Source organism: Pseudoalteromonas sp. ABE4_541, from assembly GCF_056312285.1.
In genome coordinates, this window is record NZ_JBSVEM010000008.1 from 147,299 (window position 1) to 162,498 (window position 15,200).

Below are 15,200 nucleotides of genomic sequence, written 5' to 3' on the forward strand. Positions count from 1 at the left end.
CAAACAAAGATTATGAGCTAATAGCTTTTGGAAATAGTAAAGTTATTTTATGGGGGAGCGACCCAAAATAAACAATATGGTTAAGCGGGCTACTCTCAGTAATGGATAGAGCGCAGCGCCTAGTTTTGGAGAGCTAAAACAAAAGAATAGCACTCGGTTTAGAAAGTGGGATGGGCTAGATATTGCTGCTAGCCATGTTATTGCCGCTGCGCCTTCTATCACCTGATCTCCATACATCACAACCATGTTATCGTTTAAATTTATTCCTAAATTTCTTAGTGATTTGACATAGATATTATTTTGCTCTCTAGCACTGATCAGATGTAACTGACCGCTTAATTTACGTAGTCGTATACCCGTTACAAAATGGTGACAAACAGGGCATTCACCGTCGTATACTATAGTGATGCCTTGCGATACATTAACGTCATTTTTTGTACAATCAATATTTTTTTCTAGATGTGTCAAAGTTACGCTACTTCCTTTGTAATGGGGTTGTTAGAGGCAAAATCCACTCTGTGGGTGTTATATTATAATCTACCGCAAGTAAGTTAGTATTAGGGGAGATAATATGCTGATAAGGGCGACCATTTAGAGAGCACAACGCATCGACGTAGATAGCTTTAATGGGATTACCATCAACATGATAGTGATCTTTTAAAAATTTAGCTAATTTCCAAATCATATCTGGCTGACAAGGTAACCGTCGAAGCTGGCGTTTATTTAGGTGGCTTCTGATATTGATGTTTTTTTCGCTACCATCTGCATAGTGGACTACGTAATCAATTAACCCTTTTTTGCTGCGTAGCTTCATTCGCCAAGCAAAACGATGACCCTCCTCTGTCCAAGCAACATTACCTGGGTATGCCAAATGACGCAGAGGAACCATAATTTGAAAGCAAATCCAAAATACTATTCCTACTACCACTACTTTGCTTTTGGAGTGTATAGAATCATTATTGCTAGGAATATTAGGCACGATAGATTTATAAGCAAGGCCTCTAAGCTTCGCCCATGCTCGTAACGGCCAATCAGGACCAAATACCAACAAACTTGTGAATAACGTCATCCACGGGAAAATGCCAATGGTGAATACAAAATGGTTGAGAATATGGAAGCAGGCATAAACTAAGATGACCCATATTCGTGCTGGCTTCCATAACAACAGTGGCGCACCGACCAAGTGCAAGGCAATAACACCATAAGCGGCTAAGGCGATAGACCAATCTTGAACGAAAAACTGACCTAAAACTGGCATATCTGAGCGATGAGCAAGCCACATGCGCAGCGGCTCAAGTGCTAACCAATCAGCATTAACCTTTACAAGGCCAGCATAAATCAAAATAACTTCTAGCTGAAAAATTAGCAGCCAGTAACACCAATATGGTACTTGTGGATCGCTCAATGGTTTGCGCCAATGTGCTACGGACCAAAATCGGTGTGCTGGCATAAACAACATAAGTACAGCAAACAACCAAACCATATAGAAGTGGTTGAGATAGCGAGACTCATCCAATAAAAACATGTAAGAGAATCCACATATAAACACTAACAAACTTACGCGGTAGAATAGCCCAAGTGCAACGAAAGCAGATGCAATGGCTAAAATGGCAAATAAAGATTGCATGCCAGAAGAAGACATAGGTTGAATGAAGTCTAAGTTCCAATAATAGAACAAAAAATCTGGCTGTTGATAATAGCGTTCAATATCGAGAAAGAAGCCATAACGGATCATATCCAGCAATAAAATAAGCCCGAAGCCAATCCGAAATAAGGCCAGTGCACTCGCGTGTACGGGCTGAAACCAACGATTTGTTAAAGGCATTTTTATGGGTCCCGCATGTCAAAAAAACTCCCCTACATTCACAATATCAGATCTATGGGGGAACCTCTGACTTATATGTAATTACATGTCAGTGCAGCTGTATACATAAGAAGCAGTATAGAGCAGCCTGTAGGCAATTACATCAATGCGAAGTGATCTTTGTGAGCTAATTAGACTAACGAACATACACGCATAGAAACTTAAAGTAGTTACGATTTAATTTTGTCTTTTTAAGTTTTTTCAACTCTCTTTAAACCTTTTCATCTTTTCGCTACGTCTAACCTAGTAACTTGAAAGCAAGCGACATTTATATCAAGCTAGCTCGACCAAGAGAAAGGGAACATAACGATGTTAGTAGATGCCAAACAGGCATTGCCACAAACAGGACCACAGCCAATTGAGGAATTGATCAGTCGAGTCAGAGCGGGTGATCAAGGTGCATTCAAGCAATTGTATGTGGCACATGAAAAAAGAGTTTACGGACTTTGCTTGCGGCTGCTTGCGTCTCATGAGTACGCCGAAGATGTCACTCAAGAAGTGTTTGTACAGTTGTGGACCAAGATTGGACAATTTCAGGGGCAATCTCAGTTTTCAACTTGGTTGCACAGTGTGACCAGTAATATAGCGATTAGCTATCTACGTAAGCACAAAAACTGGTTACAAAAAGTGGTCAGCTTTGAGCAAAGTGGCATGAATGAACAGTGTGCAGCCATGTGTCCTGGATTAAATGGATTGGATAAATTAATTGTTAGGCTACCAGAGCGAGCCCGTTTGGTTTTTGTATTACATGCGGTGGAAGGGTATCGACACGAAGAAATTGGCAAAATGTTGAATATGGCAGTGGGGTCTAGTAAGTCGCAATATCATCGCGCACGGCAGCTTTTGCAGGAGTGGTATGAAAATGAGTAAGGCTGATTTTGAGACTTTTTTGAAAGAGTCATTAGAGCAACCTAAAGAGCTGGCTCCAAATAGAGAACTATGGCTGGGTATAGAGCGTGCTATTGCACAAAATAACAGTGAACAGCAGCTAAGTTATTGGCCAAAAGTAACAGGAGTAGCAGCCTGTATAGTGGCTGGACTACTTGCTTGGCAAGTCGTGATTAAGCAACCTCAGACCAATAACATGGCTAATATGAGTGCTTTTTTTGAACAGCAAAAGCAAAGCTTATTGGTTCAATATGAAGCTCAGCCGGCCGTGACTGCCGACTGGCAAGTGCAATTGCAAGAGCTAGAAGATGCAGAGCAGGCAATAAAATCGGCGCTAAAAAATGACCCAGATAACGCGGCATTATTGAAAATGCTCGCTCAGGTATATCAGCAACAATTGGATTTAATTAACAAGGTACATGAGCCTAGTTGGCAACAAATTTAGGAGAATAAAATGAGAGCATTATTTGTAGGACTCGCGTTACTGCCACTTGTAACCGTTGCGTCTGAAAAGATTGATGAGAAGATTTCTGTGCCAAAGCAAGGAAAAATCTTAATAGAAAACCAGCGCGGATATATTGATATCAAAACTTGGGATGAAGACAGTTTCAAAGTAACGGGAACCCTGGATGAAAAAGCAAAAGGCTACACGCTTAAAACGGAAGGTTCGGTCACTGAATTTATAGTTAAAATGCCAAACCAATATCGAGGGTGGAAAAACTCTCATGATGGTTCAAAGTTGACTATTTTCATGCCCAAAACCAGTGAGTTGGACTTGGAAGGAGTAAGTGTGGATGTTACAGCCAGTAAACTGCATGCAGGTACCCGTATTAAAACCGTTAAGGGTGACATTCAAGTCTCTGATTTAGAAGGTAAGGTTTCTCTACAAACAATCAACGGTGACATTGAAGGGTCGCGACTGAATGGTGCTATTCACTATGAAACCGTCAATGGCGGAATTAGTGACAGAAATTCAGGGGGTAAGCTAAGATTCAACGCTGTTAATGGCGATATTAAAAGCGACACAAAGGCGCAAGATATACGCTTAGAAAATGTCAATGGTGAAGTTGACTTGCGCATGGATAAGCTTTCAGATCTTCGTTTAAACACCGTCAATGGTGAGATTGAAATATATATTAATGGCTTAAACGATAAAGCAAATATTAATATGAATACGGTGAGTGGTGATGTGATGTTGTATTTCCCTGAAGATATTTCAGCGAGATTCGATATAGATATGCACGCAGGTGGTAACGTTGTTAATAAACTGAGTGACGATAAGGTAAAAAAAGCCAAATATGGCCCATCACGAGCACTTGAGTTTGTGTTAAAGGATGGCAATGCGGATATAGAAATCGATACGGTCAGTGGTCATATTGAGCTTAAAAAGCACTAATCAAGATAGCATACGACTTTACAGTATAAAGTCGTATGCTAAAGCATTTGCCCCATCAACCCCCATATTGCATTGCACTTATTGGTCAAGCAGATAAAATAGTCCTCTGACTTTCAAATTATGCAGTGTTATGGCCAAATCAGATCTTCAAGTAGATACCCTAAAAGTTCCTCCCCATTCCATAGAAGCTGAACAATCCGTACTGGGTGGTTTGATGCTCGATAATCAAGCATTCGATAGAGTGGCAGAGCTGGTTGTTGCGCAAGATTTTTATACTCGCACGCATAAGCTTATTTTTGAAGCAATGGAAAAGTTAGTTGAGATGGGTAATCCCATTGATTTGATCACCATCTCAGAAAACTTAGAAAAGAATAATCAATTGGCAAACGTAGGTGGCTTTGCGTACTTGGCTGAGATTGCCAAAAATACCCCTAGTGCTGCCAATATTGACGCTTACGCGAATATTGTACGCGAACGTGCCGTTGTGCGTGAAATGATTGGTGTGGCGAATGAAATTGCTGAAGCAGGTTTTAATCCAGAAGGGCGTGACAGTCATGAATTGCTTGATTTAGCAGAAAGTAAAGTTTTTAAAATTGCTGAGCAACGCACAAAGAGCACGGAAGGTCCGCAAAGCATTCACAGCATTTTAGAAAAAACGGTCGATAAAATTGAAGAATTATATCAGTCTCCGCAAGACGGCGTGACTGGCGTGAGTTCAGGGTATGCGGATCTGGATAAAATGACCGCTGGTTTACAGCCATCAGATCTGATCATTGTCGCGGCTCGTCCATCAATGGGTAAGACAACGTTTGCCATGAACTTGGCTGAGCATGCGGCTATGACACAAGATAAGCCTGTTTTAATTTACTCGTTGGAGATGCCCTCAGAGCAAATCATGATGAGGATGCTGGCGTCACTAGGACGCATTAACCAAACCAAAGTGCGTACGGGTCAGTTAGATGATGATGATTGGGCCAGGTTATCATCTACCATGGGGTTACTCATGGACAAAGGTAAAATGTATATTGACGATGCCTCGGGTTTGACGCCAACAGATGTACGTTCAAGAGCACGTCGTATTGCGCGTGATCATGGTGGGATCAGTATGATCATGGTGGATTACTTACAGCTGATGCGAGTGCCAAGTTTATCTGACAATCGTACTTTGGAGATCGCAGAGATCTCACGTTCCTTAAAAGCGTTGGCCAAAGAGCTACAATGTCCTGTTATTGCATTATCACAGCTTAACCGTACGCTAGAGCAACGTGCCGACAAACGCCCAGTAAACTCCGACTTACGTGAATCTGGTTCAATTGAGCAGGATGCCGACTTAATCATGTTTATCTACCGTGACGAGGTATATAACGAAGACAGCCCCGAAAAAGGCGTCGCAGAAATTATCATCGGTAAACAGCGTAATGGTCCGATTGGTAAGGTTAGGTTAACCTTCCAAGGGCAATACTCTCGATTTGATAATTACGCAGGTCCTGCGGTAGACGACGAATACTAGGAGAGTCGCACATGAAGTTGGCGGCGGCAGAAATTAACCTTTGTGCATTAGCGCATAACGTAGAACATATTAAAACTTTGGCACCCAATGCGCAGATCATGGCGGTCTTGAAAGCGAATGCATATGGTCATGGGCTTGTGACTATTGCGCAGCATCTCAAAAACGTGGATGCGTTTGCTGTTGCTCGTATTGATGAGGCGCTCGCATTGAGAGCTGGTGGACTGACTAAGCCGATAGTGTTGTTAGAGGGATTTTTTGATGCGAGTGATATTCCAATTCTACTCGCGAATAACTTCCAAACGGTTATTCATAATGAATATCAATTAACAGCGTTGGAGAGTGCGAACTTGGACGCGCCAATAGCAGCGTGGCTTAAGATAGATACGGGGATGCACCGCTTAGGGATTGAACCTGAACAATTGGAGAATTTCTATACCCGCCTAAAAGCATCACATAATGTCAAAGGCAATGTGAACTTAATGACGCACTTTTCCTGTGCTGATAACACTGATAATGACAAAACACAGAGTCAAATTGATAAGTTTAGGGCACTAGTTCAAGATAAGTCAGAGTCACTGTGCTTAGCTAATTCGGCGGGCATTATTGGGTGGCCACAAAGCCACTATGACTGGATCCGCCCCGGCTTAATGCTCTATGGTGTATCACCGATGCAAAATGCAACGGGTCAAGAGCATGGTTTACAAGCTGTGATGCGCTTAACAACGCGAGTAATCGCGATACGGAATTTGCCAGCGCATGAACCCGTAGGTTATGGAGGTCGTTGGCAAAGTGATAAACCAACTAAATTAGCTGTAGTTGCAATGGGTTACGGTGATGGTTATCCCCGTCATGCAAAGCAAGGAACACCTGTGATGATCCGAGGGCAGCGTTTTGGTATTGTTGGCAGTGTCTCCATGGACATGATCACGGTCGATATCGGTGAAAATAACGTCGGTATTCAAGTGGGTGATGAAGTTGAAATGTGGGGGCCAAATTTACCAGTGGAAGAAATTGCGGTCTACGCAGATACCATACCTTATGAGTTGTTGTGCAATGTTACGCCAAGGGTGAGTTACGAGTATCTCAATGCAAGTAGTTAGGGCTGAACACAAATTAAAGGTTGCGCGAAAATATGTGGCTACAGAAAAAGATCATACTTAAAAAGCGACAAAGAGGGTTTCATCTTATCACGGAGGAGCTGTTAGGACAGCTACCAGAGCTCAGAGAAGTTAAGGTCGGTTTGCTACACATCTTCATTCAACATACTTCAGCTTCATTGGCTATTAACGAAAATGCTGACCCTTCAGTCAGACAGGATATGGAAAGTCACTTTAATGTGTTGGCACCGGAAAATGCTCCCTATTACGTTCATACTTATGAAGGGCCGGATGATATGCCTGCACATATCAAATCCACTTTGATCGGAAATAGCCAGAGTATTCCAATTACTGATGGCCGATTAAACTGGGGGACATGGCAAGGGTTATATTTATGCGAACATCGTGACTATGCATCACATCGCACCGTGATAGTGACATTGCAAGGTGAAGCCATGTAACTCATGGCTATATTGAGGCAGGCGTACAGAGCTTTAAAGGGTATCAAAGCTGACTTCTATGTTGGCGTTACCATCATCTGAAGTAAATGGCATGATGATTTTTGCACCATCGCATTTATGTGTAATGGTGTGGTTTTTTCCTGACACAACAATGGGTGTAGCCATTTCAAACTCATAACCTTTTTCACCCAATAAATTTTTTGCGCCACCCGTAACCATGTTGGTAATTTCACCAACCATATCAGTGACCTCTTCATTAATTGAATCGGGTCTTTCACCCAGCATTCGTTCCATTATGGTAAGCGCTAGGCTTTCATCAAAAGTAATAGAGAATGAGCCTTTTGTTTGCGGCCCAACCATACCTATCAAGCCTGATACATCCCCTTGAGCAACTTCATCTTTCTTTATTTTAGGTTTACCTGGCGTTAATTCCGTTTGTGCCATAGTTGCCAATACATTTATCAGTGATGACAAAAAGGGGTTTATAAACTCTACTTTCATATGACTTCCCTTAACTCCATATTAATTTAGAGACAGAATTTTAGTGTAGTGTGCTTTCGCATGAGATGCACTTACTCTTTGCATTTTTCACATCGACCATGCGCTTCTACTGTTTGCGCACTGACGGTAAAGCCTTTTTCTGCGGCTAAGTTATTTAATTCGTGAGAAATAGCATCAGAGTGCAACTCGTCGACATTACCACATTTATCACAGATCAGCAGTTGAACAGGATGAATATGGTCAAAATGGTGACACAGCATGAAAGAATTCGTACTTTCAATTTTATGAATAAAGCCAAGCTCGGATAAAAAATCCAAAGCTCGATAAATGGTAGCCGGTTTAGCAGCCGATTCGGTGACTTTTAACTCTTCAAGTAAATCATACGCGCCCACGCCACCTTTTTTGGTGGCCATCAAGCGAAATACTTTCTCTCGGATAGGCGTAAATCGTGCGCCCCTGTTTTCACACACTAGTTTTGCTTTGTTAATCAATCGATCTATATTCATTGTTCTTGCCCTTCCCCTTGCAAGGCAATACTAACACATTCTTTTTAATAGTCTTATATTAGAGAAAAGTTATTCCAAAAATGCGTTATGTGGGTTGCTTTTTTACGCCAAATTTATCCTGTGCTGGCCATGCCCACCCAGCTTTCAAACTCATGGTATGGCATGGGTTTACCCAGTAAATAGCCTTGTCCTATATCGCAACGAAAGCGCTCTAATACCTTTAGCTGTGATAATGTTTCTATGCCTTCTGCAACAACCTTAATGCCGAGTGTGTGAGACATTGAAATGATTGAATTAACCAATTCGCTGGCCTCGCCGTTAATCATTAAATCATTCACAAAACTCTGATCGATTTTTAAAATATCAAAAGGGTACTGTCGTAAGTAGTTGAGTGATGAGTAGCCCGTACCAAAATCATCCATCGATATGACTAAACCGAGCTGATGCAAATTATTTAAGGCATCTTTTACGTCTTCGTCACCAGAGAGTAAAACGCCTTCTGTAATTTCTAATTCCAATAATGATGCGGGAATATTTGATTGCTCGAGGTATATTTCAATATCCTTAATGAGATTATGGTCCTTGAACTGCCTAGGTGACAGGTTTACTGCTATTTTGAAAGGTTTGTTTAATAGTGTATGCCACTTTTTAGCTTGCTGTGTGGCTGTTTGAAGTACAAATTTACCTATCTCAATGATTTCACCAGTACTTTCTGCGAGAGGAATAAATTCGTCAGGTGGCACAAACCCCAACTCACTATTGTGCCACCTCAGCAATGCTTCAGCGCCAATAAGCTCATTTGTTTTCAAGCAAAACTGAGGTTGATAGTAAACTTCAAATTCATCTTGGTGTAATGCTTTTCTAAGGTGCTCTTCTAATTCAAGTCGTCGAGATAGATCTTGTCCCATCTGCTCTGTAAAGAATGAGTAGGTATTACGACCTTGTTGTTTTGAGTGATACATTGCAGAATCAGCTTTACGTAATAATTCACTAGGTGTGGTGCCATCAAGCGGATAAAGTGCAATGCCTAGACTCAAAGAGATACAAAATTCTCGATTATCTATTTTTAGTGGAGTTTGAAACTTTTTTACCAAGTTGGCTGCAATCGGTTCTACATCTTCTAAATTATGGATATTGCCCAATAGCACAACAAACTCATCGCCACCTAAACGACCAACCGTGTCCTCTAATCGTAAAAGTGTTTGCAGTCTTTTGGCGCACGCAATCAGCAATTTATCACCGGCATCATGCCCGAGAGAATCATTCACTTTTTTAAAATCATCTAGATCGATAAACATCACCGCTATGTTTGAGTTGTTGCGAGTCGCTTCTTTTATGTGCTGAGTCAGGCGCTCCATAACTAAGAATCGATTGGGTAAATTGGTTAGTGCGTCAAAAAAAGCATGGTGAAAAATCATGTCTTCTTGTTGCTTTCTATGGGTGATATCTCTGACAACAATGACAATGTTTTCAGACAAAGGCATCACTGAGAGTCTAGCTTCAAAGAATTTGGTCTGACCATTGATTGGTAGTGGATACTCTATATGAGAGAGGCACTGATTTCTTCGTGCTTCAGCAATGGCATACTTAAATCGCTTTGCGATATCTCGTGGCAATAGCCCAGGCAAATTATTACCAATAAGCTGGCTTTCTCGCACGTACAAGTCCGCATGATTGCCACTGTGAAACTCAATGATGTTATCTTCGCCATCAACAACAAAAAAAAGATCGGGTAAAGCTTCAAATATGCTTTCAAGTAAATTGTGCTTAGTCAGTGCATATTGCTCAGCCGCTTTTTGTGCGGCAACTTTTTCTTGGAGGTTATCGGCCATGCTGTTAACGCTGTCGGCGAGCATTTTAAGCTCGCCACTGCCTTTAATCTTTACCCTATGATCAAATTCCAAATTCTGTAACTTTTGCCCTACAAAAATCAATTGTTGTATTGGCTTGTGAAGAAAAATATAGGCAAATAGTGCAATACAAGTGAGTGGTAGCAAGATCAATAGCGCAACAATCGCGCTTCTGGTCAAAGTAGTATCGATCAGGCTTTGTACTTCTGGGTGGACGTTATATTTAGCAAATAGTACGCCTAAATTATTCTGATCATTTTGTAAGGGAGCATAAGCATAATAGCTATGCGTTACATCGTTATAATCAATGAATGTTTGTTTTGATGCCAAAATATGTTGGATTGTACTTGCGCTAATATGCTTATCTACCTGTGTATAGTGAAGCGAAATTTGTTCAGGAAAGGCGTCTGCAATCACATGACCGTTTGGTGCGATGACTGATACATTTTGATAACTGTCAGTGTTCATTTTGGTGTTAATGGCTACTTGTATGTTGTCTAGTCGGTTGGATAGTATTTCTTGCTCTATCTCTACTTTTAACGCGGGGAGCTCACGCTTTAATATGGCCTTGCTGCTTGCTAGCAGTGTGTCTAGCTGAGCGTAATAAGTATGCAAAGTGATGCCGACAGAAAAAAGCACGAGCACCATCGCAGCGAGTACGCTAAGCCAAAGCTTAATATTAATCGAGTATAAAACTTTCATAGTGCAAGGCTCATTGCTCTGAGTTGATATACAACTGTCACTTATACAATCAAACGCCGTAAAAAGAGAAGTTATGCTCTGCTAAGTCTAGTCCAGAATGGTAAATTGTACGTAGGGCGTTTAAAAAGCGCGGATAAATTCTCAGTAATGTCCTTTTAAAGTCAACTATTCACATGGATAATACCGTTATTCAACACTATCTATTTATTTAAAAGATAGTGCAGCATAAGTTTAAATAAGGACTGTTAATGCAAATAGATCTTCACTTTGCAATGACTTGGGTTGTTGCTAAAGCCGCAGGATTCAGTAACGAACAAGCACAAGTCATTGCGCATGCTTCTCAATATGTTGATGATGCAACCAACGAAGGGCAAATCAGGTTCGATAATGGTGCAGCCTACGAGCGCATCACGACGGCCCACAAAATGTTGGATTATAGGAACTTACAAAGTCTCAAAAATCGACAAGTTTGGGTGCCGTTTCATTTTCTACCTGGTAACGCTGGTTTACCCGCAGGCAGTCACGCATCGGGCCGATTTATTCATAAATTAGTGTGTAAACCCAACTCATTTGTAGCCAAAGATATGGTCAGTGAATGTATTGCAGACAAACATAGGCCTTATGCACTGCATCGCCTCGGTATCACATCACACGTTTTTATTGATACTTGGGGCCATCAAGGGTTTGCGGGGGTGCAGCATGAAATCAACAATGTTAGAGATATTAAAGATCACAATGGTCAAATTGACGTTCATTGGACTGAAAAAGTGGCCAATTACTTTAAAAATATAGTGCAAGATGAGTTGCCAAGCTTAGGGCATGGTCAAGCTTTGTCTAACCCAGACTTACCGCATCAACATTGGAGTTATATTAATGGGCTTGGGGTGCACATTGAACGCAACAACCCCATCGATTTTTTGGAAGCAGCGAACGAGCTATGCAAAGTGTATCAACGCTATCTCGATAAGCCTCAACTAGGCCTGAGCAATGGCCTCAAAGAAAAATTCAGTACTTGTTTCAGAAACTTTGATATGGACTGCGCAGAAGAGCGTCTCGCACTATGGTTAGAAGCCATCGCAAGAGATGAGTTTGATGTAGGTGGTTATCAGCTAACATATATTGCCAAAGGTAAAGGTTCTTGGAAACACGCAGCACTGGGCACGGAACTTCATGATTGCGATGAAGATGAATACGAATTTTCTCACTCGTTTTTATCATCTGATTGGAAGCTTTTTCATGATGCAGCTAAGCAGCATCGTTTGAGCATCATTGATGTTGTTTTACCGCGCTATGGCATTTGTGTGGCGTAAAATGAAAGAAAACATAATGCCCCACGTAAACTGGTGCTATATCCCAACGACAACTACGGGCTGACAAAACACAAATAAGAAGCCAATAAAGAGCTGGTTAATTGGTTGAAAAAGTATCTATAACACGAGTTACATAATTGCTATAGGGTAGGAAATACTTAAAAAATGCTGGCACAACTTTTCAACAATGAAGCGCTTTGTTTTAGCGTTACAGCTATTTTCTATACTTTTCCTGGTAAGAGAGGCTAAAGAATATAAAGTTGCCAGTACAGCTTGATAGAAGAGCATTTGTAAAAGCCGCGTTTATCGCGGTTTTTTTATGGCTGCTTTGGCACTTTTTTGGCACTTTTTTGGCACTTTTTTGGCACTGCTTTGACACTAATAATCGAAATACGATTTCAAATAACCGATGCTTTATAAGTTACTGAATCTTGGTTGTTTCAAAGGGGAAAAATGGTGGCCCCTCCCAGACTTGAACTGGGGACCTAACGATTATGAGTCGTGTGCTCTAACCAACTGAGCTAAGGGGCCATTTATAACTCTCACGGATGTGAGTGTTAAGTGTTTACTTACTTTGTGTCAGTAAGCGGGAAGCAGTATAAAAACTTTTAAAAGCCTTGTCACTAGCAAAATCTATAAATTTAACTATCTGTAAATCAAATGGTTAATTTTGCGTCAATTACATTCCATATCCATAACACATTATGATGTTTTTGTTATAGGAATAAAGAAAGCCGACAACTGTCGGCTTTCTTAAGAGAATGGTTATAAACCTAACTTTTTCTCTAAATAGTGGATGTTCGTGCCTCCATTTTGGAAATTTTCATCCGCTAAAATCTTTTTGTGTAGTGGCGTGTTTGTTTTGATGCCATCTATCACCAATTCATTGAGCGCATTGCGTGCGCGGGCAATCGCCACATCACGGTTTTCACCATAGGTGATTAGTTTACCTATCATGGAGTCATAATGCGGTGGTACAGAGTAGTCCGCATAAATGTGACTATCCCAGCGAATACCTAAACCGCCAGCAGGGTGGAATCGTGTGATTTTACCCGGTGATGGAATGAAAGTATCTGGGTCTTCAGCATTGATACGACACTCAATTGCGTGGCCACGGATCACAACATCATCTTGTGTAATAGACAATGGTTGGCCTGCTGCAATTTTTAATTGTTCTTTGATTAGATCAACACCAGTAACCATTTCTGTCACAGGGTGCTCTACCTGAATACGGGTATTCATTTCAATAAAGTAGAATTCACCGTTTTCATATAAGAACTCAAACGTACCAGCACCACGGTAACCAATTTCGATACATGCGCGCGTACAACGATCACCGATGAATTTACGCATTTCGGCGGTAATACCTGGAGCCGGCGCTTCTTCTACCACTTTTTGGTGGCGACGTTGCATTGAACAGTCACGTTCACCTAAATGGATTGCATTACCTTGGCCGTCAGCAAGTACTTGCACTTCAATATGGCGTGGGTTTTCTAGGAATTTTTCCATGTAAACCATGCCATTACCAAAGAACTGTTTTGCTTCTTGTTGCGTAAGGGCGATTGAATCAACAAGCTCAGCTTCACTGCGCACAACGCGCATACCACGACCACCACCGCCACCGGCAGCTTTAATGATCACTGGGTAACCGATACGCTTTGCGATTTGAACATTACGCTCGTTATCGTCTGTCAGTGGACCATCTGAACCTGGTACACAAGGCACGCCAGCTTTACGCATCGCTTCGATTGCTGAAACTTTATCACCCATTAAGCGAATAGTATCGCCCTTAGGGCCAATGAAGATAAAGCCACTTTGCTCAACTTGATCAGCAAAGTCTGCGTTTTCAGATAAAAAACCGTATCCTGGGTGAATAGCAACTGCATCGGTTACCTCTGCTGCTGCGATAATACGTGGAATATCTAAGTAACTTTCTGAAGCTGGTGGCTTACCGATACAAATTGTTTCGTCTGCAAGTAATACGTGCTTAAGATCACGGTCTGCGGTCGAATGAACCGCAACAGTCTTAATGCCAAGCTCCTTACAGGCACGCAATACGCGAAGTGCAATTTCACCTCGGTTCGCAATGACTACTTTGTCTAACATAGCATTTGCCTTCTATTGCGTAATTATTCAATAATGAATAGCGGTTGGTCGAACTCTACTGGCTCACCATTCTCAACTAAGATAGCTTTGATAACACCTGCTTTATCCGCTTCAATTTGGTTCATCATTTTCATTGCTTCAACGATACACAGTACATCGCCTACCTGCACAGATTTACCCACTTCAACATAAGCTGGTGCCTCAGGAGACGCTGCTGCGTAGAATGTACCAACCATTGGAGAAAGTACTTGATGACCTGTTGGTGCTGCCGGAGCTGCTGCTGTTTCAGCCGCTGGTGCCGCAGGAGCCGGCGCTGCCGCAGGTGCTGGAGCCGCTGCAAACTGCTGAGGCTGTGCAACTACTGGTGCATTGCTATAACGATTGATACGTACTGATTCTTCACCTTCGGTGATTTCTAGTTCAGCAATACCAGATTCTTCTACTAATTCGATAAGTTTTTTAATCTTGCGAATATCCATAATGACCCGCCTGTTAGTTTAAATTTGTTTTATTTTCTATTGTGCAATCGACTGACCGCAGCGTTGAGTGCTGCTTGATAGCCCATTGCCCCTAATCCGCATATCACGCCTTGCGCCACGTCTGAAAAATACGACTTTTGGCGAAATGGCTCTCGTGCATACACATTACTTATATGCACTTCATAAAAAGGTATATTCACGCTTAGCAAAGCATCTCTTAGAGCCACACTGGTATGTGTAAATGCCGCAGGGTTGATGATGATGGCATCAATGTGTTGCCAAGCATCATGGATTGCGCCAATAAGCTCTGCTTCGCTATTGCTTTGTAAATGTGAGAGAGAGACACCTAACTGTTTCGCTTGCTCATTTAACAAGTCGATTAAGTCTGCCAATGTTTGTGTTCCATACGTTTCTGGTTCACGGCAACCAAGCATATTAAGGTTTGGACCATTTAAGACTAAAATCTTTAACTTTGCGCTCATAATCCGTGAAATTCCCTTAAATAAGAAAACAAACAGTATGTTTGGTAG

15 protein-coding genes and 1 tRNA gene are annotated in these 15,200 nt (G+C 41.6%); 7 read left to right on the plus strand and 9 right to left on the minus strand.

Annotated elements, in window-relative coordinates:
- Positions 1 to 42: 42 nt before the first annotated feature.
- Positions 43 to 468, minus strand: a complete 426-nt coding sequence (locus ACW689_RS10210; protein WP_476290940.1) for a DCC1-like thiol-disulfide oxidoreductase family protein — start codon at positions 466 to 468, stop codon at positions 43 to 45.
- A gap of 7 nt (positions 469 to 475) precedes the next feature.
- Entirely contained in the window at positions 476 to 1,825 is a 1,350-nt protein-coding gene (locus ACW689_RS10215; RefSeq protein ID WP_476290942.1) for an HTTM domain-containing protein, read from the minus strand.
- A 348-nt stretch (positions 1,826 to 2,173) separates the two neighbouring features.
- Between ACW689_RS10215 and ACW689_RS10220 the strand changes: the two genes are divergently transcribed.
- The 6 genes from ACW689_RS10220 to ACW689_RS10245 all read left to right on the plus strand — a co-directional run bounded on the left by ACW689_RS10220 (position 2,174) and on the right by ACW689_RS10245 (position 7,216).
- Complete coding sequence (locus ACW689_RS10220; protein WP_476290944.1) at positions 2,174 to 2,734, plus strand: RNA polymerase sigma factor; 561 nt, start codon at positions 2,174 to 2,176, stop codon at positions 2,732 to 2,734.
- Positions 2,727 to 3,197, plus strand: a complete 471-nt coding sequence (locus ACW689_RS10225; protein WP_476291044.1) for a hypothetical protein — start codon at positions 2,727 to 2,729, stop codon at positions 3,195 to 3,197. Before ACW689_RS10220 ends, ACW689_RS10225 begins: the two co-directional genes overlap by 8 nt.
- A gap of 9 nt (positions 3,198 to 3,206) precedes the next feature.
- Complete coding sequence (locus tag ACW689_RS10230; RefSeq protein ID WP_476290946.1) at positions 3,207 to 4,148, plus strand: DUF4097 family beta strand repeat-containing protein; 942 nt, start codon at positions 3,207 to 3,209, stop codon at positions 4,146 to 4,148.
- A 130-nt stretch (positions 4,149 to 4,278) separates the two neighbouring features.
- Positions 4,279 to 5,658: a replicative DNA helicase gene (dnaB, locus tag ACW689_RS10235; RefSeq protein WP_476290948.1), complete on the plus strand. Its 1,380-nt coding sequence runs from the start codon at positions 4,279 to 4,281 to the stop codon at positions 5,656 to 5,658.
- Between the two features lie 11 nt (positions 5,659 to 5,669).
- Positions 5,670 to 6,758: an alanine racemase gene (alr, locus tag ACW689_RS10240; protein WP_476290950.1), complete on the plus strand. Its 1,089-nt coding sequence runs from the start codon at positions 5,670 to 5,672 to the stop codon at positions 6,756 to 6,758.
- A gap of 32 nt (positions 6,759 to 6,790) precedes the next feature.
- Positions 6,791 to 7,216 carry a secondary thiamine-phosphate synthase enzyme YjbQ gene (locus ACW689_RS10245; RefSeq protein ID WP_476290952.1) on the plus strand — a complete coding sequence of 142 codons (426 nt, stop codon included), beginning with the start codon at positions 6,791 to 6,793 and terminating at the stop codon, positions 7,214 to 7,216.
- A gap of 33 nt (positions 7,217 to 7,249) precedes the next feature.
- On the opposite strand, the gene ACW689_RS10250 is transcribed toward ACW689_RS10245, so the two are convergent.
- From ACW689_RS10250 to ACW689_RS10260, 3 genes are all read right to left on the minus strand, one after another.
- Entirely contained in the window at positions 7,250 to 7,717 is a 468-nt protein-coding gene (locus ACW689_RS10250) for a chemotaxis protein CheX (protein ID WP_476290954.1), read from the minus strand.
- Positions 7,718 to 7,788: 71 nt separating this feature from the next.
- On the minus strand, positions 7,789 to 8,223 hold the full coding sequence (gene zur, locus ACW689_RS10255; RefSeq protein ID WP_476290956.1) for a zinc uptake transcriptional repressor Zur: 435 nt from the start codon (positions 8,221 to 8,223) through the stop codon (positions 7,789 to 7,791).
- 113 nt (positions 8,224 to 8,336) lie between these two features.
- Complete coding sequence (locus ACW689_RS10260) at positions 8,337 to 10,775, minus strand: EAL domain-containing protein (protein WP_476290958.1); 2,439 nt, start codon at positions 10,773 to 10,775, stop codon at positions 8,337 to 8,339.
- Positions 10,776 to 11,023: 248 nt separating this feature from the next.
- On the opposite strand from ACW689_RS10260, the gene ACW689_RS10265 reads away from it, so the two are divergent.
- A complete protein-coding gene (locus ACW689_RS10265; RefSeq protein WP_476290960.1) occupies positions 11,024 to 12,085 on the plus strand; it encodes a DUF6765 family protein in 1,062 nt (353 codons plus the stop codon).
- A 454-nt stretch (positions 12,086 to 12,539) separates the two neighbouring features.
- Here the strand turns inward: ACW689_RS10265 and ACW689_RS10270 are convergent.
- The 4 genes from ACW689_RS10270 to aroQ form a co-directional block, all read right to left on the minus strand.
- Positions 12,540 to 12,616, minus strand: a tRNA-Ile gene (locus tag ACW689_RS10270).
- 234 nt (positions 12,617 to 12,850) lie between these two features.
- Entirely contained in the window at positions 12,851 to 14,191 is a 1,341-nt protein-coding gene (gene accC / locus ACW689_RS10275; RefSeq protein ID WP_476290962.1) for an acetyl-CoA carboxylase biotin carboxylase subunit, read from the minus strand.
- A gap of 23 nt (positions 14,192 to 14,214) precedes the next feature.
- Positions 14,215 to 14,670 carry an acetyl-CoA carboxylase biotin carboxyl carrier protein gene (gene accB / locus ACW689_RS10280; RefSeq protein ID WP_476290964.1) on the minus strand — a complete coding sequence of 152 codons (456 nt, stop codon included), beginning with the start codon at positions 14,668 to 14,670 and terminating at the stop codon, positions 14,215 to 14,217.
- Positions 14,671 to 14,699: 29 nt separating this feature from the next.
- Positions 14,700 to 15,152, minus strand: coding sequence for a type II 3-dehydroquinate dehydratase (gene aroQ, locus ACW689_RS10285; protein WP_476290966.1), 453 nt, complete (start codon positions 15,150 to 15,152; stop codon positions 14,700 to 14,702).
- Positions 15,153 to 15,200: the final 48 nt, after the last annotated feature.